Source organism: Mycobacterium branderi (genome assembly GCF_010728725.1).
GTDB lineage: Bacteria > Actinomycetota > Actinomycetes > Mycobacteriales > Mycobacteriaceae > Mycobacterium > Mycobacterium branderi.
Map to the genome: position 1 here is coordinate 1320867 of NZ_AP022606.1, position 20097 is coordinate 1340963.

General features: G+C 66.5%; 24 protein-coding genes. 7 read left to right on the forward strand and 17 right to left on the reverse strand.

The window, feature by feature from the left end; genetic code table 11:
• Nucleotides 1-8 precede the first annotated feature (8 nt).
• The 3 genes from G6N47_RS06820 to fadD5 form a co-directional block, all read right to left on the reverse strand.
• Complete coding sequence (locus G6N47_RS06820) at nt 9-878, reverse strand: ABC transporter permease (protein WP_083133201.1); 870 nt, start codon at nt 876-878, stop codon at nt 9-11.
• On the reverse strand, nt 875-1681 hold the full coding sequence (locus tag G6N47_RS06825; protein WP_083133202.1) for an MlaE family ABC transporter permease: 807 nt from the start codon (nt 1679-1681) through the stop codon (nt 875-877). Before G6N47_RS06825 ends, G6N47_RS06820 begins: the two co-directional genes overlap by 4 nt.
• Before the next feature lie 221 nt (nt 1682-1902).
• Entirely contained in the window at nt 1903-3537 is a 1635-nt protein-coding gene (gene fadD5, locus G6N47_RS06830) for a fatty-acid--CoA ligase FadD5 (RefSeq protein ID WP_083133203.1), read from the reverse strand.
• A gap of 98 nt (nt 3538-3635) precedes the next feature.
• Here fadD5 and G6N47_RS06835 point away from each other — a divergent pair, with 98 nt between their 5' ends.
• Nucleotides 3636-4328: a GntR family transcriptional regulator gene (locus tag G6N47_RS06835; RefSeq protein WP_083133204.1), complete on the forward strand. Its 693-nt coding sequence runs from the start codon at nt 3636-3638 to the stop codon at nt 4326-4328.
• On the opposite strand, the gene G6N47_RS06845 is transcribed toward G6N47_RS06835, so the two are convergent.
• Nucleotides 4325-4768 (reverse strand): SRPBCC family protein, encoded by a 444-nt coding sequence (locus tag G6N47_RS06845; protein WP_045375533.1) that lies wholly within the window; start codon nt 4766-4768, stop codon nt 4325-4327. The two genes, G6N47_RS06835 and G6N47_RS06845, sit on opposite strands and share 4 nt — an antisense overlap.
• A 34-nt stretch (nt 4769-4802) precedes the next feature.
• Complete coding sequence (locus tag G6N47_RS06850) at nt 4803-5276, reverse strand: acyl-CoA thioesterase (RefSeq protein WP_083133205.1); 474 nt, start codon at nt 5274-5276, stop codon at nt 4803-4805.
• A gap of 14 nt (nt 5277-5290) precedes the next feature.
• Between G6N47_RS06850 and G6N47_RS06855 the strand changes: the two genes are divergently transcribed.
• A complete protein-coding gene (locus tag G6N47_RS06855; protein WP_083133253.1) occupies nt 5291-6391 on the forward strand; it encodes an alcohol dehydrogenase catalytic domain-containing protein in 1101 nt (366 codons plus the stop codon).
• Here the strand turns inward: G6N47_RS06855 and G6N47_RS06860 are convergent.
• The 9 genes from G6N47_RS06860 to G6N47_RS06900 all read right to left on the reverse strand — a co-directional run bounded on the left by G6N47_RS06860 (nt 6381) and on the right by G6N47_RS06900 (nt 14834).
• Nucleotides 6381-7247 carry an alpha/beta hydrolase gene (locus G6N47_RS06860; protein WP_163659783.1) on the reverse strand — a complete coding sequence of 289 codons (867 nt, stop codon included), beginning with the start codon at nt 7245-7247 and terminating at the stop codon, nt 6381-6383. The two genes, G6N47_RS06855 and G6N47_RS06860, sit on opposite strands and share 11 nt — an antisense overlap.
• A 17-nt stretch (nt 7248-7264) precedes the next feature.
• Complete coding sequence (locus tag G6N47_RS06865; protein WP_083133207.1) at nt 7265-8722, reverse strand: flavin-containing monooxygenase; 1458 nt, start codon at nt 8720-8722, stop codon at nt 7265-7267.
• Nucleotides 8719-9447, reverse strand: a complete 729-nt coding sequence (locus G6N47_RS06870; protein ID WP_083133208.1) for an SDR family NAD(P)-dependent oxidoreductase — start codon at nt 9445-9447, stop codon at nt 8719-8721. Before G6N47_RS06870 ends, G6N47_RS06865 begins: the two co-directional genes overlap by 4 nt.
• Nucleotides 9444-10193 (reverse strand): HpcH/HpaI aldolase family protein, encoded by a 750-nt coding sequence (locus G6N47_RS06875; RefSeq protein WP_083133209.1) that lies wholly within the window; start codon nt 10191-10193, stop codon nt 9444-9446. Before G6N47_RS06875 ends, G6N47_RS06870 begins: the two co-directional genes overlap by 4 nt.
• A complete protein-coding gene (locus G6N47_RS06880; protein WP_083133210.1) occupies nt 10190-11158 on the reverse strand; it encodes a zinc-binding dehydrogenase in 969 nt (322 codons plus the stop codon). Before G6N47_RS06880 ends, G6N47_RS06875 begins: the two co-directional genes overlap by 4 nt.
• Before the next feature lies 1 nt (nt 11159).
• Complete coding sequence (locus G6N47_RS06885; protein WP_179966432.1) at nt 11160-12371, reverse strand: cytochrome P450; 1212 nt, start codon at nt 12369-12371, stop codon at nt 11160-11162.
• Nucleotides 12371-13075, reverse strand: coding sequence for an NIPSNAP family protein (locus G6N47_RS06890; protein ID WP_083133212.1), 705 nt, complete (start codon nt 13073-13075; stop codon nt 12371-12373). The genes G6N47_RS06885 and G6N47_RS06890 overlap by 1 nt, the downstream gene beginning before the upstream one ends.
• Entirely contained in the window at nt 13075-13596 is a 522-nt protein-coding gene (locus G6N47_RS06895; RefSeq protein ID WP_083133213.1) for a hypothetical protein, read from the reverse strand. The genes G6N47_RS06890 and G6N47_RS06895 overlap by 1 nt, the downstream gene beginning before the upstream one ends.
• A gap of 68 nt (nt 13597-13664) precedes the next feature.
• Nucleotides 13665-14834 (reverse strand): CaiB/BaiF CoA transferase family protein, encoded by a 1170-nt coding sequence (locus G6N47_RS06900; RefSeq protein ID WP_083133214.1) that lies wholly within the window; start codon nt 14832-14834, stop codon nt 13665-13667.
• Between the two features lie 83 nt (nt 14835-14917).
• Between G6N47_RS06900 and G6N47_RS06905 the strand changes: the two genes are divergently transcribed.
• Together G6N47_RS06905 and G6N47_RS06910 are read left to right on the forward strand one after the other, a co-directional pair.
• Nucleotides 14918-16021 (forward strand): ecdysteroid 22-kinase family protein, encoded by a 1104-nt coding sequence (locus G6N47_RS06905; RefSeq protein WP_232080140.1) that lies wholly within the window; start codon nt 14918-14920, stop codon nt 16019-16021.
• Nucleotides 16018-16524: a TetR/AcrR family transcriptional regulator gene (locus G6N47_RS06910; protein WP_083133215.1), complete on the forward strand. Its 507-nt coding sequence runs from the start codon at nt 16018-16020 to the stop codon at nt 16522-16524. The genes G6N47_RS06905 and G6N47_RS06910 overlap by 4 nt, the downstream gene beginning before the upstream one ends.
• 4 nt (nt 16525-16528) lie before the next feature.
• Here the strand turns inward: G6N47_RS06910 and G6N47_RS06915 are convergent, their stop codons facing one another.
• Nucleotides 16529-16921, reverse strand: a complete 393-nt coding sequence (locus tag G6N47_RS06915; protein ID WP_083133216.1) for a type II toxin-antitoxin system VapC family toxin — start codon at nt 16919-16921, stop codon at nt 16529-16531.
• Nucleotides 16908-17138, reverse strand: a complete 231-nt coding sequence (locus G6N47_RS06920; RefSeq protein WP_083133217.1) for a FitA-like ribbon-helix-helix domain-containing protein — start codon at nt 17136-17138, stop codon at nt 16908-16910. The genes G6N47_RS06915 and G6N47_RS06920 overlap by 14 nt, the downstream gene beginning before the upstream one ends.
• Before the next feature lie 56 nt (nt 17139-17194).
• Here G6N47_RS06920 and G6N47_RS06925 point away from each other — a divergent pair, with 56 nt between their 5' ends.
• The gene (locus tag G6N47_RS06925; RefSeq protein WP_083133218.1) at nt 17195-17872 is read left to right on the forward strand and encodes a DUF427 domain-containing protein; all 678 of its coding nucleotides are present in this window, start codon (nt 17195-17197) and stop codon (nt 17870-17872) included.
• Here G6N47_RS06925 and G6N47_RS06930 read toward each other — a convergent pair.
• Nucleotides 17867-18748: an acyl-CoA thioesterase gene (locus G6N47_RS06930; RefSeq protein ID WP_083133219.1), complete on the reverse strand. Its 882-nt coding sequence runs from the start codon at nt 18746-18748 to the stop codon at nt 17867-17869. The genes G6N47_RS06925 and G6N47_RS06930 overlap by 6 nt on opposite strands.
• Before the next feature lie 66 nt (nt 18749-18814).
• On the opposite strand from G6N47_RS06930, the gene G6N47_RS06935 reads away from it, so the two are divergent.
• Together G6N47_RS06935 and G6N47_RS06940 are read left to right on the forward strand one after the other, a co-directional pair.
• The gene (locus G6N47_RS06935) at nt 18815-19279 is read left to right on the forward strand and encodes an SRPBCC family protein (protein ID WP_083133255.1); all 465 of its coding nucleotides are present in this window, start codon (nt 18815-18817) and stop codon (nt 19277-19279) included.
• Nucleotides 19276-20094, forward strand: a complete 819-nt coding sequence (locus G6N47_RS06940; RefSeq protein WP_083133220.1) for an SMP-30/gluconolactonase/LRE family protein — start codon at nt 19276-19278, stop codon at nt 20092-20094. Before G6N47_RS06935 ends, G6N47_RS06940 begins: the two co-directional genes overlap by 4 nt.
• Nucleotides 20095-20097 lie beyond the last annotated feature (3 nt).

Here is a 20097-nt window from a genome sequence, read left to right on the forward strand (position 1 = left end):
CCGTTGCCTCACACCGTAAATGCGAAGTTGGGGTCGACGCCGTAGAGCGCCATTTCGGCCAACAGCATGACGACGGGCGTCGAGACCAGCGAAAAACGCATCGAGCGGCCGACTGCCTCACCGACGCCGACCGGACCGCCGCTGGCGTTGTACCCGTAATAGCAATGGGTGAGCATCACGACCCCCGCGATGATGATGACCTCCACGAATGACCAAAACACGTCGTTGGGGCGCAAGAAGGTTCGGAAATAGTGGTCGTAGGTGCCGGACGACTGTCCGTACAACACCGTCGTCAACGCCTGCGGAGACAGGAACGACAGGATCAGGCCCACCGAGTAGAGCGGGATGATCACCACCAGTCCGGCCAGCGCCCGGGTGGACACCAGGTACGCCATCGACTTGATGCCCATCACCTCCAGCGCGTCGATCTCCTCGCTGATTCGCATGGCACCCAGCTCGGCGGTGGCGCCGGCGCCAACCGTGGCCGCCAGCGCAATGCCAGTGACGATGGGAGCGACAAGGCGCACGTTGATGAATGCTGCAAGGAACCCGAGCAGGGTCTGCAGTCCAATGTGGCCCAGCGACGCGAGACCCTGGATGGCGACCAGCGAGCCGGCGGACAGCGACACGAACGCGATGATGACCGCGGTCCCGCCGACGACGGCCATGGCGCCGGTGCCCATGCCGATCTCGGCGATCAGCCGCAGGATTTCCTTGCGGTAACGCGTGACGGCCCATGCCATGTCGCGTCCGCCGATGACCGCGAACCAGCCCAGCCTGCCGGCTTCGTCGAGCGGTCGGGTGACACTGCCGCTGTAGCGACGGAGATTCGCCGATGCCCGCGGGAAACGAGTCCGCAGGACTTGGGCCATGCTCATCCCAGGGCCCCCGTTCCGAATCGCACACCGATGGTGGTCAGCACCACGTTGACCGCGAACAGCGCCACCACACACAAGACCACGGTCTCGTTGACCGCGGTACCCAGACCCTTGGAACCGCCGCGCACCGTCAGCCCGCGGTAGCAACCGACCAGGCCCGCAATGAGCCCGAACGTCAAAGCCTTGACCGTCGCGATGACCACCTCCGGCAGCCCGGTGACCAAGGTCAGCGAGGACAAGTAGGCGCCGGCCGAAATGTTTTGCATGTAGACACCGAACAGGAAGCCACCGACCAGACCGACCATGCACACCAGCGCATTGAGCAGCATCGAGGCCAATGCACAGGCCAAAACCCGTGGCACCACCAACCGATGGATGGGGTCGATGCCCAGCACCTCCATCGCGTCGATCTCTTCGCGGATGGTGCGAGCACCCAGGTCGGCACAAATGGCGGTGGACACCGCCCCCGCGACCACCAGCACCGTGTTGATCGGGCCGATCTGGGTGATCACCGCGATCCCGGCGCCCGCGCCCGAGATATCGGCGGCGCCAACCTGGATCAGCAGGATGTTGAACGTGAAGATGAAAAGCGCTGTTACCGGGATCGACACCGCCATGGTGGGCAGCAGCGCAACCCGCATGATGAACCAGCACTGGAGGATGAACTCACGCCATTGAAATGGCGGGCGGAACAACGCTTTTCCACTCAGCGTGCACATCCGGAAAAAGCCGCCGACGAGCACGAGCGGTGGACCGAGTTGGTCGCGAACATAATCGTGGAGCCGTGGCTGCGTCGTCGTCATCGGAGCCCCCTTACGACTGAACCGCGCGCCTTGCGACGTCGCGGCGGATCATGTCGCACGCCTCCTCCTTGCCCCATCCCAACGTGTGTGACCGCCGCCTCGTTACCCAGGGGTAGTAAGCGAGACCACAGGACCATACCCGATGGCACGCTCGCCGCGCACCGCATCCGCACTATTGACCTTTCGTCAGTTTGACCTGGGACCTTATTGTTATGTCAGCTTCATGGGCCGCCCGCAGAATCTCTTGATGCAGACGCGGTTTGGGAGGCTTTCGGTGCACCGTAGCGAGCGCGCAGTTCCGTCTTGAGCACCTTGCCCGCCGGGTTGCGCGGCAGCGCGTCGACGATCTCGAGACCTTTCGGATGCTTGTAGCGCGCGAGCCGCTCGGTGAGGAACTCGTCGAGGTCCTTGAGGCTCAATCTGTTTTGCGGATCGTCGGCGGTGACCGCGGCGACCGCGATCGGCACCTCACCCCACTTCTCGTCCGGTCGGCCGATCACCGCGACCTCGACGATGGCAGGATGACTGGCCAGCACGTTCTCCACCTCCGCGCAGTAAATGTTTTCGCCGCCGGAGATGATCATGTCCTTCTTGCGGTCGACCACCCAGACGTACCCGTCCTCGTCCATCCGGACGAGGTCACCGGAGTGGAACCAACCGCCGGCAAATGCTTCCGCCGTCGCCTGCGGGTTGTTCCAGTAGCCGCTCATCAATGTAGGTGCGCGGTAGACAATTTCACCCACCTCGCCGATGGGCACGTCGTTCATGTTGTCGTCGACCACCCGGGCGGTGACCGTCGGTATCACTTTGCCGACCGATCCTCGCTTACGAATCGCGTCGTCGCCGAGCAGCATGCAGGTGACCGGGGACATCTCGGTCTGACCGAACGCCGCCAGTATCTGGGTGCCCGGGAACGTTTCCGACATCTGGCGCAGCAAAGTGTCCGACGCCGGTGCGGCGCCCCACGACATCACCCGCAACCGGACGTCACGTGGATTCGCCTGCTGCGCAGCGCAAACCGCCTGCCATTGGGCCGGCACCAGGAAAATCCCGGTCACCTTCTCGGCCGCCAGGACGTCGAGCAGCTGCCCGGGATCGAATGCACCCAGTGGATGGATCACGGTGGGGATGCCGAGCAGCATCCCGGTCAGCATGTTGCCGATCCCGGCGATGTGGAAGAGCGGCACCCCGATGAATCCGACATCGTTGTTGAGGTCGGCGCCACTGGTATAGAGCGCCGTCATCGTCTGCCCGGTGAGATTGGTGTGGGTCAGCACCGCGCCCTTCGGCCGCCCGGTGGTGCCCGAGGTGTACATGATCAGCGCGGGCGAGTCGTTGGGAATGTCGACGGGGTCGGGTGCGTCGCCGGACTCGTTGACCAGTTCTTCGTAGCCGACCACGCCGTCATCGCCGGCGGCCTCGGCGACGATGATCATGTCGAGTACCGGGGTGATGTCGCGGACGCCGGCGCCGACGGCGGCAAGCACGGGTTCGGTGACCATCACCCGCGCCTGGCAGTCGTCGACCAGGAATGCGAGCTCGGTCGGCGTGAGCCGGAAGTTCACCGGGACCGCGATGGCGCCGAGCATGTTGGCGGCCAGCACCGATTCGACGAACTCGGGCCGGTTCAGCATCAGGATCATGACCCGGTCCCCGAACGCGACCCCGCGGCGGCTCAGCGCAGCGGCCAACGCGGTGACGCGGTCTCGAAGCTGGCCCCAGGTGATGGTTTTGCCCAGGAAACGCAACGCTGTCGCACCGGGCTGCATCAGTGCATGGCGCTCGAGTTGATTCACCCAGTTCTGCCGGCGCGACAGGTAGGGCTGTTCGGTGGTGGCGGCCAACTGTGCGGTCAACGAGCGATTCCCTTCATCATCCCGGTGAAGTTGATATTTGATAAAACTTGGTGTTGTCTGGGTCACATTATGGTCTTGGTGCCACGAAGACAAGTCCCGTGAAGGCGCCCCCTTCCGCGCATCCGCGTGGTCGGCTTCCGCTGCGGCGGGCTCAGCTTTCCGACGAGGTCGCAACCCATTTGCGGGCCGCGATCATGTCGGGCGCCCTAGCGCCTGGGACGTTCATCCGGCTCGACGAGACGGCCGCCAAACTCGGTGTCAGCATCACCCCGGTGCGTGAGGCGCTGCTGAAACTGAGCGGCGAGGGCATGGTGCAACTGGAGCCGCACCGCGGACATGTGGTGGTGCCGCTGACCCGCCAGGACGTTGACGACATCTTCTGGTTGCAGGCCACCATCGCCAAGGAGCTGGCCGCGACGGCCGCGCAGCAGATCACCGACGCGGAAATCGACGAACTCGAACGGATCAACCAGTCGCTGGCGGCGGCGGTGGCGTCCGCCGACGTCGAGGCGATCGCGACCACCGAGTTCGCGTTTCACCGGGCCTTCAACCGTGCCACCGGCCGGATCAAGCTGGCGTGGTTTCTGTTGCACGCCGCGCGGTACATGCCGCTGCGGGTGTACGCCGCGGACCGGAGTTGGGGTGAGGCGGCGGTGGAGAACCACCGCCAGTTGATCGCCGCGTTGCGCCGCCGCGACGCCGCGGCCGTCGTCGAGCACACCAACTGGCAGTTCGTCGACGGCGCGCGCCGCCTGAGCGAGAAGCTGGACGACAGCGGGATCTGGGACTAACGGTTGGCGGCCAGCTGCTCGGCGCGCTTTTTGAGGTTCTCCGCCAGGTAGTCCAAGACGTTGTTGGCCATCGACTTGACCATCGGCTTTGGCACCGACATCTCGGTCTCGACGTCCATGTCCACGGTCAGCAGTGACGTCGAGCCCATCTCGACCACGCTGAACAGTTGCTCTTGTTTGGTGAACAGGTCGCCCTGCTGCATGACGGTCTGAATCTGGTTCGGGCTCGGGTAGTACACCGCCTGGATGTAGGTGCCCTCGATGCCTTGCCATGCGGCGTCGAGCCGTAGCTGGCTGGGCCGGCCGTCGTCGTAGCGGGCCAGCACCCACAGACCCTTGATCTCCTCGTTCCACTGGGGATACGACTCGAAGTCGGCGACGATGGCCATGATCGAGGCCGCGTCGGCGGCGACTTCGACGGTCTTGCTCACGATCGGCATTGGGCTAGGTTATCTGGCTTCTGCTTCGCGGTCGCTACTCGACGCAGGCGGTCGACAGCAGGGCCCGGATCTCGTCGGGGATCGGTTGGGGTTTGCGGCTGGTGCGGTCGACGTAGACGTGCACCCAGTGTCCGAGCGCGGCGATCGCCTGGTCTTCACCGTCGGCCAGTTCTTCGCCGGCGCGGAACACGCCCAGCCGATAGGTGACGCTGCTGCGCCCGAGTCGGGTCACCGCCAGGCCGACGACCAGACGCTGAGGAAAGTGCAGTTCGGAGAAGTAGCGGCAGCCTGATTCGGCGACGATGCCCTGCACCGGAGTTGTGACCGGATCGATGTCTGTGAGGTTTGTGTTGATCCAGGCGTTGATCGCGGTGTCGAAAAGCTGGTAGTAGACGGCGTTGTTGAGGTGGCCGAACATGTCGTTGTCGGCCCACCGGGTGAGCACGGGCCAGAGCACCGGAAAATCGCGGCTGGTCAGGTTGTCCGGTGTGGGCGGTACTGGCGTCATGGTTGTATTCGAACATGCTGCAAATCCGGGGCGCCGTGCTGGAGCGCATCGGATCGCCACGCCCCTACGCGCAATCCCGGCCGATCAGCGTCGGCGACGTCGACTTGGCACCGCCCGGCGCCGACGAACTGCAAGTGCGCATCGAGGCGGCCGGCGTATGCCACTCCGACCTGTCGGTGGTCGACGGCAATCGGGTGCGGCCGGTGCCGATGCTGCTCGGTCACGAGGCGGCCGGGATCGTCGAACGCGTCGGCGACGGCGTTGGTGACCTGAGCGTCGGTCAGCGGGTGGTGATGGCGTTCCTGCCGCGCTGCGGCCACTGTGCGGCGTGCGCCACCGACGGCCTGACGCCCTGCGAGCCGGGCAGTGCCGCCAACACCGCGGGGACTCTGCTGGGCGGCGGAATGCGGCTGCGGCGCAACGGCCAGCCGGTGTATCACCATCTCGGGGTGTCGGGGTTTGCGACGCATGCCGTGGTCCACCGCGCCAGTGTCGTTGCTGTCCCCCATGACGTTCCGCCGGGCGTGGCGGCGCTGATGGGGTGCGCGGTACTGACCGGCGGTGGCGCCGTTTTGAATGTCGGCCAGCCGCGTCCCGGTCAGACGGTGGCTGTCGTCGGGCTCGGGGGTGTGGGCATGGCGGCGGTGCTGACTGCGCTAGCGCACGACGACGTCCGCGTGATCGCCGTCGACCAGCTGCCTGAGAAGCTCACGGCCGCAAAGGAACTCGGCGTGCACGATGCGTATACGCCGGAGGAGGCAGCCGGTCTCAAGGCGCCGATCGTCGTCGAGGCCGTCGGTCATCCCGCCGCGCTGCAGACGGCGATCGAGTTGACCGCCCCCGGCGGCCGGACTATCACGGTAGGGCTGCCGCCGCCGGATGCCCGGATCAGCGTGTCGCCGTTGGGTTTTGTGGCCGAGGGCCGGTCGCTGATCGGCAGCTACCTGGGCTCGGCGGTGCCGGCGCGTGATATTCCGCGGTTCGTGGAGCTGTGGCGCGCGGGCCGGTTACCGGTGGAGGCGCTGGTGTCCTCGACGATCCGGTTGGACGACATCAACGAGGCAATGGATCGCCTCGCCGACGGCACAGCCGTGCGCCAGCTGATCACCTTTTAAATGCCCGGCGCAACGCCCGGCCCGCCACATCGAACAATTGCTGCGAAACCTCCCAGTCGGGCAACAGTGAATCGAAGCCATGACAGGTGCCGGGAAAGACGTGCAGTTCGGTCGCGACGCCGGCGCGCAGCAGCCGTGTCGCGTAGTCGAGCGCCTCGTCGCGGAGCGGGTCGACCTCCGAGCAGGTGATGAAAGCCGGTGGCAGCCCTCCCAATTCGTTTTGCCGGGCCGGCACGGCATCAGCCGACGGGGCCGTCGGCCCCAGGTAGTGTCGCCACATCAGTTCGGCGGCGGGGCCGTCGAACGCCGGCGTCGTCGCGAATTCTTCCTTGGACGCGGTGGGCCGGTCATCGAGCACCGGCTGGTGCAGCAGCTGGAACATCACCGCGTCACTGGCTTGTTGCGCGAGGCACGCCGCCAGCGCCGCGCCCGCGCTGTTGCCGGCGACCGCAACCCGCGACGGGTCGACATCCAGTTCGCCCGCATTGCCACTCACCCACTTCAGCACTGCGGCAACGTCGTCGAGCGCAGCCGGGTACGGATGTTCCGGTGCCAGCCGGTAGTCGACCGACACCACCGTGCAGCGGCCGCGGCTGGCCAACTCCACACATTGCCGGTGGTCGATGTCGAGGTTGCCCAGCACGAACGCCCCGGCGTGGCAGTAGACAACGACGGGCGCGGGCGATGGTCCGCCGCGGTAGATCCGCACCGGAATCGATCCGGCGACGCCGTCGCAGATCCGCAGACCCGCGGTGTCGACGGTTTCGGCGGCCGCGCGCCGGCGCGCCTTGAGCGATTCGCGGGCCGGCCCAATCGCCGAGAGATCGGTGCGCGTCAACGGCAGCGCGCGCAGCATGGGGTCGAGTCGGTCCACTACCCGGCCCCGGCTGGTTCGAAGGTGAAGTCGGCGGGCTTGAATCGGCGCGTCATACCCCAGAAGGCGCCGGCGCTGCGAGGCCATTGCGTGACGACGCGTCCGTTCGGTGCGCGAAAGTAGTTGCTGCACTGGGTAGTCCACACGGTGCCCTGCATCCACTGGTCGACCTTGGCGAGGAAACGCGCCATCGCTTCGGGCCGCACCGATACATACCGCTTGCGTTTGCGGCGCAGATATTTCAAGGCCCGCACGATGTACCGGGCCTGCGCTTCCAGCACGAAGATCACACTGTTGGAACCGACGTTGGTGTTGGGACCGTAGAGCATGAAAAAATTCGGAAATCCGGGCACCGCCATGCCCAGATACGCGTGGGCGCCGTCGCGCCAGACGTCGCGCAGCGCTACCCCACCCTCGCCGATCACGTCGATCTCGCCGAGATAGTCGGCGGCCGCATACCCGGTGGCGCAGACCACGACGTCGACGTCGCGTTCGGTCCCGTCCTCGGTTACTAGGGAGCGGGTGCGCAGGGCACGCGCTGGGCTGCTCAGCACCTCGACGTTGGGCTGCGTCAACGCCTGCAGGTAGTCCGAGGAGAAGACCAGCCGCTTGCAGCCCATCGGATGGTCCGGGGTCAGCGTGCGGCGCAGCTGCTCGTCGTCGACGGTGTTCTCCAACAGCCGCAGCGCAATCGAGGTGAACTCGTGGGTCTTGTCGCTGCCGTGCTCGATTACCGAGATGTTGGCCTCGCTGCGCAGCCACAGCCGGGCGCGGTACAGCTTCCGTGCCAGCGGGATGTGGGCGAAAACCCACCGTTCCCTGCGGGTATACGGCCGATCGGGCTTGGGCAGTATCCAGGTCGGCGAGCGCTGCACCGAGTAGACCTTTGCGGCGACCTTGGCCAGCTCGGGCACCAGCTGGGACGCCGTCGACCCGGTTCCCAGAACGGCGACCCGCGCGCCGGTGAGATCGACGGAATGATCCCAGCGCGCCGCGTGCATCACCGTCCCGGTGAAGGGCTCCTCCTCGTGTAGGCGCGGCATCACCGGCCGGGTGAACAACCCGACGGCCGACACCACGACGTCGAAGCAATGCTGCTGACCTGTTGTCGTGGTCAGCCGCCACTGCTGGGTGTCGGCGTCCCAGTGGGCGGAGCGGATCTCGGTGCACAGCCGCACATGTGGCTCCAGCCCGTACTGTTCGGCACAGCGTTCGAAGTAGGCCAGGATTTCGGGCTGCCCAGACCATAGCCGCGACCAGTGCGGGTTGAGCTCGAACGAGTACGAATACAGATGCGACTTGACGTCGCAGGCCAGTCCGGGATAGGTGTTGATCCGCCAGGTTCCGCCGACGCCGTCCTCCCGGTCGAAGATCGTGAAGTCGCGAAAACCCGCCCTTCGCAGCAATATTCCCAAGGCGAGACCGCCCGGCCCGGCGCCGATGATGCCGATGTTCATGGAAGCTGCAGGCACTGGCCACCGTCGACAACGAGCTCGGCACCGGTGATGAACGACGCCTGGTCCGAGAGCAGGAAGGCCACGGCGTCGGCTACTTCGGCCGGCTGGCCGATGCGTCCGGATAGTGACGTCGCCGCCAGCCGCGCCTGAGTGGCGTCGTCGAGCATGGGCGTCGCGATCGGCCCCGGGAATACGGCGTTGACACGAATTTTGGAGGGCGCGAGCTCGGCGGCGGCGATCTGGGTGAGCCCTCGCAAGGCCCACTTCGCCGAACCATATGCGCTGTGTCCCGGGAACGGACGCAGCGCCCCGGTGCTGCAGGTATTGACGACCGCCGCCCCCTCGGCGGCCCGCAGGTGCTCGAGGGCGGCGCGGATGCCCAGGAAGGCGCCCAGACAGTTGACCCGCCAAGCGGTTTCGAACCCCTCGGCCGTTTCCTCGGCGATCGGCGCGCGGCGCAGCAGCCCGGCGTTGTTGACCAGAGCCGTCAGCCCGCCGAATCGCTCGACTGTTTCAGTGACGGCCCGTTCCCATTGCGACGCCGACGTGACGTCGAGCGGGACGGCGATTACCCCGTCGTCGTCCAGCCCGTCGACCGCGGCCGATAGTTCGGCGGTGTTCACATCGCAGGCTGCGACATGAAAGCCGTTGGCGCGCAGCCGTTGCACAATGGCCCAGCCCTGACCCCGGGCGGCCCCGGTCACGAGTGCAACCCGCCGGCTCACGACGATGCTTCCTTGAGGAACTCTGCCGCGCCGCGGCGCAGCGCCTGGGATTCCGCTGCCAGGGTGATCATCTGATATCCCAGGCCGGCCATCGCACGCCCGTTGGTGCCGGTCCCGGCGTGGATTCCGGTGACCAGGTTCGCCTCCGACGCCGTGCGCTGAATGTGCGCGATGGCGTCCAGCACCTCCGGGTGGCTGGCGGACTTGCGCACGTCGACGCCCATCGACAACGCAAGGTCGGAGGGTCCGACGTAGATGCCGGAAAGCCCCGGCACGGCACAGATCTGGTCTAGGTCGGTGAGCGCGGCGGCGGTTTCGATCATCGCGAAGACGCTCACCCGCTCCTCCAGCGCTGCGGTGTCGTAGCCGAGGCTTGCGCGCAGCGGACCGAAGCTGCGCACACCCGCCGGCGGGTATCGGGTGGCGGCGACAGCGGCCGCGGCCTGCTCGGCAGACTCGATCATCGCGACGACGATGCCGTCGGCGCCGGCGTCGAGCACACGTCCGATCGGCGCCGGATCGGCCGACGACAGACGCACCACGGTAGCGATCGGCACATGTTCGAGGCGGCGCAGCATGCCAGCGATGTCGGCGTCGTCGAGATAGCTGTGCTGCGCGTCGAAACCGACGTAGTCGTAACCGGCCTGGGCGAATTCCTCCGGGCCCGTCAGTGTCGGCCCGGTGATCCAGCCGCCCCAGATCGGTGCGCTACGCCCGAGGGCTTGTTGCAGACGGCTGAGAGTCATGCGCTGTCCGTGATCGCGATTTTGACCCGGCGCGGTTCCGGGCGGCAGGCCAATTCGAAAGCTGGTTGTACGTCGTCGATGCCGAAGGTGTACGTCAGATAGGCCCCGAGCAGCTCGGGGTGCTCGGCGGCGAATTTGGCCGCGAGGTCCAGCATTCGCCGCCGCTCCAGTGTCACACCGGATTTCAGCGTGAGGTTGTTGCGCAGCATGGTGCGCATGCTGATCGGATAGCTGTCGTCGTCGGCGACGCCGAAGTAGAACACAGTGCCGCCCGGCGCGGCGGCCTGGATCGCATGATTCAACGTGGCGACCTGATGACCGACCGCTTCGATGACGACATCCGGTCGGTCGGCTAGTTGGCTGACCCACCGGTCGCTGGTGGCGCGCATCATGGTGTCGACACCGAATGCCGTTGCCACCGCGGACCTATCGACAGGGTCGACGCCGGTGACCTGCCGGGCGCCGGCCGCTTTGGCGACGTAGGAGAACAGCAGCCCGATCGAGCCCTGGCCCAGGATCGCGACGTGGCGGCCGGTCAGGTCGGGCAGCTGCTCTATGGCGTAGAGCACACACGCGAGCGGCTGCAGGCCTATCGCCAACGCAGGTGTGAGCGCCGGGTCGTAGGGGGCCAGGCCGTCGCCGTCGCTGACCACCCGTTCCATCAGGCCGTCGAACCCGGACGCCCACCCCACCACGCGATCGCCCGGCCGATGCTCGGGATGCCGACTGGCGATCACTTCGCCTGCTATTTCGTGGATCGGGTAGCCGTCCTTCTCGGCGGCGCTGCGGCCGTCGTCTCCCGGAAGTCGGCCCCGCACACCGCGAAACGCCGGCAGGTCGCTGCCGCACACTCCGGCGGCCAGGAACCGCAGCAGCACCTGGCCGTCGCCCAGCTGGTCCGGTGTCTTCTCGGGGATCGAGGTCCGCTCGAACTGATACGGGGCGGTGAGCCGGTATGACCACACGTCAAACCTCCACCGGGACGCTGCTCCAGCCCCACTGGAAGCTGGACGGCGGCCGGAACGCGTCCTCGCCGTTGACGCGGTAGTCGGAGACCCGTCGCAACCATTCTTGGACCATTACCGAGATCTCCAGGCGGGCAAGGTGGTAGCCCAGGCAGAAGTGCTGGCCGCGGCCGAAGGCCAGCGACCGCTTTATCGGCCGATTCCAGATGAATTCGTCGGGCTGCGGGTATTCCCGCTCGTCGCGGTTGGCCGACGCCAGCAGCGTGATGATCCGCTGGCCCGGCCGGATCGTGGTGTCGTGGATGCTGAACGGCTTTCGCGCTGTCCGCGCAAACCATTGCGCCGGAGCGCAATAGCGGACCATCTCCTCGCGAGCGATGGGAACATTGCTTTCCGGATCCGCGCGCACCGCGGCCAGCTGCTCGGGACGCCGGCTGAGTTCCCACAGCCCCTGGGCGACGATCTTGGGCACGGTCTCCGTCCCGCCGATCAAGATGCACAGCAGTTGGGTCGCGGTCTCGACGTCGTCGAGTTCGCTGCCGTCGGGCAGCCGGTATCCGAGGAGTCCGTCGACGACAGGGAGCTCACCGTCGGACGGGTTGGCGCGTCGCCGCTTGACCACTGGGGTGAGATATTCCAGGTAGCCCGGACGGGCCTGGGCGGTGTCGACACCGGTGTCAGGCGCTGGCAGGCTGCCGGCGTTGACCGCGGCGAGGATGTCGGCCGCGAGATCGGTTGGCAGGCCGAGCAAGTCGCAGACCATCGAGGCCGCCACGATGCCGCCGTAGTCCTGGGTGAGGTCGAAACTGCCCCGCGGCAGCAGCAGATCCAGCCGCTCGTTGGCCAGCTGTCGGATCCGTTCTTCCAGTTGGGCCACCGGCCTCGGGCGCAGCGGCTGACTGTGGGCGCGGCGGACGCCGTTGTATATCGGCGCGTCGAACACGGCGTGAAACGGCAACGGATGCCACGGCGGATCAGGCACCGGCCCGTCATTGTGCTCGGCCAAAACTGTTGCGGCAGGCAGGGTTCCCTCAGAGGCGACAAATGTACCGTCGTTGACTTCCAGCACACGCCAGATGTCGTCGAAGCGGGACAACGCGTAGGTGTCCCACTTAGGCAGGTAGTACAGCGGATACTCGTCGCGCAGCACCCGGTAGTAGGGCAGCGGATTGGCCATCACCGCCGGGTCGAACGGGTCGTAAGAGAACTCGATCATTGCAGCGGCGAGGGTGGTAGCGCCTGCAGGATCGAGTCTTCCCAGCCGTCGCGCAGGGCCGGGGCCACGCTCATCCAGGTGACGATCTCGGCGGGCGGGTTCTCTTTCCAGGACGGGTAGTGCTCGGCGAAGCATTCCCACCCGCCGTCGAGCGCCCAGTAGTGGATGACCTCGTTGTAGCGGAACGTGGTGGTGAACGAGCCGAGCCAACGTTTGCCGGTCCGTTCCGACCACGGCACGTACAGTCGCTCCAATTCCCGGATGTAGTCGTCCTGGCGTCCGGGTTTGGTCTGCATGATCTCCTGAATCACCACGGACGCATCGAATTTCGCGTCGGTCAGCTGGGCCAGGGTCTTGTTGCTGGGTCCCGGATACATGATGCGTCCCTCGCCCGACGCCCCGATTTCGGAGAGGAACGCCGACCATTTAGCCGCAGGCGCCTCGTGGCTGCCGCCGCGCGTGTGGGCGGCGCCGATGCGCGCGTAGTCGGCGAATCCGTCGATCTCCCAAATGATCGTGGCCTGCGGCCAGTGGCCGTTGTAGGGCGTGGTCTCCCACATGGCGAATAACCGGGCGCCCAGGTCGGCCATCATTGGGTGGTAGGTGTCGTCGAACACCTCGGTGAACCGGTCGCTGCGCCCGGATCCCAGTGCGACAGTCTCGTGGAGGTAGAGCAGCGTGTGGCTGTAGTACTTGCGCATCAGACCGATAACCAGGCGTGCTGGTCGCTGCGCAGTGTTTCGAGCGGACCGACCGGTTCCGAAATCCTGGCCGCGTCGAGCGCGTGGCGTTTGAACACCCGCGCCGCAGCGCTCAACCGATGGTGCACAGCCGTCGTCGCACGATCGACGCTGCGCGGCCACTCGTCGCCCCACAGTGTCACTTCGGTCAGGCTGTGGTCCAGCGCCCGCAGCACCGCGTCGCGGATGCCGGCATCGGCCGCGAAAGCCTCTGCGCCGACAGCCAATCCCGCAGCGCCGACAAGATCGGCTTGCCACTGTCGGGTCCGCACACCCAAGATCTGTAGCGGCCGCGCATCGAAAGGCGCAGGAAGCAGAACGCTGACCTTCCAGCCGGCCATCGCCCGGTCGAACAGCCACCCTCCTGCCGACAGCACGACATCGACGACGTCGAAGGCCACGACGTCGAGCCGATAGTTCAGTTCACGACTTAGTGAATGGCTGGCCGGTGCAGCGCCGAATGCCACGGTCGACGTCGTCATCGCATCATCCTTGGTGCGTAGCGGGCAGAGCGACTACAGCGTGACACTTTTAAGCGAAACTGTAAAGTCTAGGTTTCCCGGCGAGCCCGCAGTTCGGCCAGAATTTCGTCGGTGTGCTCGCCGAGAGCAGGCGCGGTCGAGCGCGGTTCCCAGGGCGTGCCGTGAAAGTCGACCGGCGTCGCGACCATCGGCACACCACCGTCGCCGTCGGGTACGTGCACAAGGCCACCACCGGCGTGGAACTGCTCGTCAGCGATCACGTCCTCGACCGTGTTGATCGGCGACCAGAAGAAATCCGGTTCGCGGGCAAAGGTTTCCGCCCACTCGTCCAGTGATTTGGTCGCGAAGATCCCGTCCAGTTCGGCGATGAGGTCGGCAGCGTTGGCGGCGCGCGTCCGCGGCTCCGCGAAGCGGGGATCGGTCAGCCACTCGGGACGGGCCACCGCCCGGCACAGCGGCGGCCAATGCCGTTCGCCCTCGAGCCCCACGATCCAGAACCGCCGGCCGTCACCGGCGGTGTAGTTGTTCATGCAGGGGTTGCCCATCGACTCGCGCTGTCCGATCGCGATCTGGTGGCCGGTGAGCAGAAAGGTGTTGAGGTCGAAGCTGACGGTGTAGGCGCCCTGCCGGTACAACGACGTGGTCACCAGTTGCCCGGTCCCGGTGCGGGCGCGGGCGATCAGCGCCGCGCAGATCGCCGCGGCCAGGGTCATGCCCGCGGTGTGGTCGCCCATCCCCCCGCGCTGGAACGGCGGCGTGTCGCCGGGACGGGTAAGCAGATGCGCCAGCCCGGCGCGGGCCCAAAACGCCGCGATGTCGTAGGCGGCGCGGTCGGCGTCCGGTCCGGTCAGCCCGTAGCCGGTGATCAAGCCGTACACCAGACCGGGATTGCCCGCGGCCACGCTCTCGTAGTCCAGTCCCAGCCTGCGCAGTGCACCGGGCCGCACGTTTGCCAGGAAAACGTCTGCGTCACTGACTAATTCGAGTGCGGTGGCGCGGCCGTCGTCGCTGGTGAGGTCCAGCACGATGCTGCGTTTGGAGCGGTTGTCCATTTCGAACGGCGGACTCGTCCCGTCCTCGACCCCTAGCATCCGGCCGAACATCCGGGCCGGATCGCCGGTCGGCGGCTCGATCTTGACGACGTCGGCGCCCCAGTCGGCGAGGATGCCGCCGGTGGCCGGAGCCGCCACCCAGACGCCGAGCTCGACGACCCTCATGCCTTCCAGTGGTCCCGCCACTAAAGCCCCCAATCTGGTTTACACTTTTGCTTTGATTTGTAAGCTAGCCGGGTACGCTAGCGGAATTAGGAGGCTATCGACCGGTGGCGAGCAATGTGGTGGGTCTGGCCGTACACCTCGGCCGGGGCTTGCAGCGTGTTGCCACCGATGCCGTGCTCGGTGGCCACCGATCATTTCCTCGGCGGATAGCGGATCTCGACGAACGCGTCTTGTCGCGGCTGTTGGGGCGCACGGTGACCTCGGTGTCGGTTCTCGACGGCGACGCGGGCACGTCGTCGCGCGCCCGGCTAGGGCTCACCGGGGACGGCGTGCCCGCCTCGGTTTTCGTCAAGATGCCCGCCGCAACGGCGGCGACGCGACTGATGGGTGAGCTGGGCCGGCTCGCGCACACCGAAGTCCGCTTCTACAGCCAACTTTCGCCGCAGCTGACCGGGGTCCCGGAATGCTACGGCAGCGCGTTCGATCCGTTGACCGGACGCTACGTGCTGGTGTTGGAGGATCTGGCGGTCGACCGGTGCGACTTCCCCGACACACTGCATCCGCTGGACACCAGCCAAGCCAGTCTGGTCGTCGAGCTGCTCGCACGGCTGCACGCCACGTTCTGGGAAAGGCTGCCCGGCTGGGTGTACAGCGCGTCGGGTGATCACACCTCGCTGTTGACCGGGTCGTTGCTGAAGGTCTCCGCGCGCCGGCTTGCCGAGCGCACATCGATCCCGGTGCAAGCCGGTCGCTTCATCGACGACAACTATCGGGCTGCGGCGCAGCTGATCGACACTCCGCCGCACACGGTGATGCACGGGGATGCCCACCCCGGCAACGTCTACTTCCGCGACGGCGCGGCGGGTCTGCTGGATTGGCAGGCGCTGCGCCGCGGACATCCCAGCCGCGAACTGTCGTACACCCTGATCACCGGCATGACCACCGCGGACCGGCAGGCAAGCGAGCACGATCTGCTCGACGAGTATCGCCGGGCGCTGGCCGCGGCCGGTGGGCCACAACTGGACCGCGACGAGTTGTGGGACCGCTATCGGATGGCCGCGCTGTACGCCTATGTGGCGTCGCTGATCACCGCGGGCATGGGCGGGATGCAAGCCGAACGCATCGCGCTGGAAGGTGTGCGCCGGGCCGTCGCCGCGCTCGAGGACCTAAACACGGTGGCGCTGCTCGAGAAGTCGCTGTCGTCATGAGCACCCGCGACCGCATCCTGCGGGCAACCACCGAAGTGCTCAGCCGCAACGGCAGGACCAAGCTCAACCTGTCCAATGTCGCTCTGCAAGCCGGGGTTTCGCGGCCGACACTGTATCGATGGTTTGCCTCCAAGGAGGAGCTGCTCGACGCGTTCGGTGACCACGAGCGCCAGATGTTCGACACAGGCATCAGCCGTGCGACCGCCGGCTTGCACGGGACCGAAAAACTCGACGCCGCATTGCGGTTCATCGTCCAGTACCAACAGTCCTATTCGGGTGTTCGGCTCGTCGATGTCGAGCCCGAAGTCACCATTGCCCAACTAACCGAAGTGATTCCGGTGATGCGGGCGCGCCTGCAGCGGCTGCTGCCCGGACCCAACGGAGCGGTCAAGGCCGCGACCGCAATCCGGGTGGCGGTATCGCATTACCTGGTGCGCAGCGACGACGGCGACCAGTTCCTGGCGCAGCTTCGCCACGCGGTGGGGCTCAAGGTGGCCGACTGACTTCTCACGTCAAGACTTCGACCCTGCATTTCACGCCGGACGCTCCTGCCAGGCGGCTGTCCGCGGTGACAAACACGACACCTAAAGCTTCTGCCAACGCGACGTATGCCCCGTCGTAGGGCGTAACGGCATGTCGTAACTGCCAAATCCGTTCTAGCAGCGGCCGGTGCGCCGCACGGCGAAGCGCCAGACCGGCCAAATCGGATACTGCCTCGGCCGCTCGATGAGCCGGCATGCGACGAGCTGCGACATGGCGCCGCCACACCGAAAGCACCTCGAGGTCGATCAGTTCGGGTGCGGCCAAGCTCTGACCGGCCAGGCGATCCCGCGCCTGTTGTCCGTCTGGCCCGTCGTCACCCAGCGCTACCGCTAATACGCTCGCATCAACGACGATCACGTTGTTCCCGAAGGTGCTCTACCGCCGAACGGAACGACACAGAGCCGCCTTTTCGGGTCGCAACGCGATCCAGAACCTCATCCAGAGTCGGCTGAGCTGCTTCCGCGATGAGCCGGCTGCGTAGGTACTCCTGCAGAGACTGGTGTGCGCGTGCAGCGCGCTCACGCAAGACCCGGTGGGTTTCGTCCGGCACGTCCTTGATCTGCACGCTCGGCATGGCGCCATTATGGCGCCACTAGCGCCATAATGCAAGTTGTCCGCTATGGTATACACATGAGCCTCGTCGCGGGCAGAGGACCGCTGAGCCCTGACCCGGCGGGCCGGTTCTCGAAGCCGGTGCCGTCCGGCTTGGTCTACGTCGAGCCGCATCCTCGTCGCGTGCAGGCTGTCAAAGTCGGCCGCACAGTCATCGACACCGAGCGCGCACTGCTCGTGCACCGCCCGAATCACCCACTGTCCTATGCGTTTCCGCCCGAGGTGGTCGGCGGACTGCCCAACGAGCCCGAGCCTGAAGCGCCGGGCTACGTCCACGTGCCCTGGGATGCGGTCGACACCTGGCTGGAGGAAGGCCGCACGCTCGTGCACTACCCGCCCAATCCTTATCACCGGGTGGACTGCCGGCCGACGCGGCGCCGGCTGCGGGTCGAGGTCGCCGGCACAACGCTGGTGGACACCGACGACACGGTGATCGTGTTCGAGACCGCGCTCCAGGCGCGGCTCTACGTCAACCCATCGTTGGTCCGCACCGATCTCCTGCGGCCTACCGAGACGTCGACCTACTGCAATTACAAAGGGACAGCGACGTATTGGGCCGCGGTCATCGGCGACACGGTCGTCGACGACGTCGCTTGGAGCTACCCGGACCCGCCGCCGGAAAGCCTGCCGATCAAGGGATACCTGAGTTTCGACGCGACGCGGACCCGTGTCGTCGCGGAGCTGCCGTCGTTATAACCGCGACTGGACCGCGATCGTGGTGTCGGTCTGCCGCATCGGACGGATCAACGCCTCCTGCACAAAAGACGCCAGCAGCTCGCCCTCTTCGGTGTGCACCGTGCCGCGGATGTACGACATTCCGGCACCGACTTGCGTGCTTTCGTGCGAGTACAGCAGCCAGCCGTCCCAGCGCACCGGTTCGTGGAAGCTGACCGTGACCGTCATCGGCGCGGTCGACACCGTCAGATGCGACTGGGCGGTGCCGATGCCGGCGTGCGCCCGCATCGTGGTCGAGATGCCCAGGTGGCCGGTGAAGTACGCGAGCAACGCCTTGGCCAGGTCGTCGCGCGTCGGGATCGGGTCGTAGTGCAACCACGCGTACAACTCCGGCGGTCCCACCTCGTCGGGGCTGTTGACGTCGACGACGTCGACCAGCCGCAGTTCCCGACCGGCCATCGGCATCTGGCAGACGTTGGCCTCGGCGGGCCCAACCACCTCTGGCCGCGGGATGTGGTGCCGGATGACGTCCGGTGACGGGACGTCAACCAACACGGTCACCGTCACGCACCGCCGGCCGTTCTGCATGGCCGCCACGACCGCCGTGGCCGTCGACCGACCTTCGTGCACCACGTCGATCTCGAACTCGACCGGCGGCCCGACGACGACGGCACGGGCGAACACCGCGTGCGCGGATCGCACCGACTTTTCCGGAAACCGTTTGGCCACAGCGACAATCGCCTGCGCCAGCACCTGGGTTCCTTCCACCACCTGGCGCTCGTCGGCCCCGGCGAGCCCGGTGTCGGCGGCAAACCGGTTGTCACCGTCGGGGCGCGCGTCGAACAAATCAAGCAGGCCCGTCACGGACCACTGGGTCTGATCGGCATCGGTGGTCATGGCCTACAGCGTGACACTTTCGGACATATATGTAAAGCTAGCGGCGGCGAGAAGAGAGGGATGAGATTGGGCATCGTCACCACCAGTTCCGAGACGGCATTCAGCCACCCCGCCGAGGCGGTGTACGACTTCGTCACCAACCCGGCCAACTGGACCAAGACCTATCCCGGCAGTGCGCACATCGGCGAGCTGCCCCAGGTTCCGCTGAAGATCGGCGACACCTGGGTGGAGGCGGGCCCGGCCGGCGACAAGCTGTTCACCTGGCATCTCGCCATTGCCATGCGGCCCAGGCTGTTCGTGTTCAATTCGGTCGGCCGTCTGGGCCACGGCCGAGACGGCAACGGCGGCCTCGAGGGCCGCATGACGATCGAGTATCACTTCACTGACCCTGGGCAGGGCATCACGCTGTTCCGGCGCACGATGACGATCGAGGCCTACAAAGACGCCCCGCTGCCCGACGCGTTTTTCCGAATCGTCAACCCCGCCAACATCGACGCCTACCACGCGGCCGTCGCGCGAGAACTCGCATGACGCCGGCGCCCCTGGCCAAAGGGTTCTGCTTCGGGGAAGGCCCGCGGTGGTTCGAGGGACTGCTCTGGTTCTCCGACATGCTCGACGAGGCCGTGCACACCGTCACCCTGGGCGGCGCGGTCACCACCTTGCCCTTGCCGGGTCACACACCGTCCGGGCTCGGCTTCCGCCCGGACGGATCGCTGCTGATCGTCTCCGCCGAAGACCGACAGGTGTTGCGCTACGACGGCGAAACCGTCACTCCCGTCGCAGATCTCGGCGACGCGGTGCCCGCCAACCTCGGGGACATGGTCGTCGACGACGCCGGGCGCGCCTATATCGGATCCCAAGCGTTCGAGGGCGGCGTCATCGTGCGCCTCGATCCCGACGACTCGGTCACCGTCGTAGCCAAAGACCTCGATTTCCCCAACGGGATGGTGATCACGCCCGACCGCACGACGTTGATCGTCGCCGAGTCGATCGGCCGGCGACTCACCTCGTACACCATCGACTCACACGGAAACCTGGGTGACCGCCGCGTTTTCGCGGACGGACTCGACGGCCCGCCGGACGGCATCGCGCTCGACGCACAGGGCGGCGTGTGGACGGCGATGACGCTGGCGCACCAGTTCGAGCGAATCACGCTAGGCGGCAAAGTAACCCACCGCATCGACATCGGCGAGCGGGCTGCGATCGCCTGTACGCTCGGCGGCCCGGAACGCCGCACGCTGTTCCTGGTTTCGAGCGCCGACGCCTACCCCGAGCGCCTCAAGGGAACCCGGCTCTGCCAACTCGACACCGTGACCGTCGACGTCCCCGGCGCCGGCCTGCCATGAAAG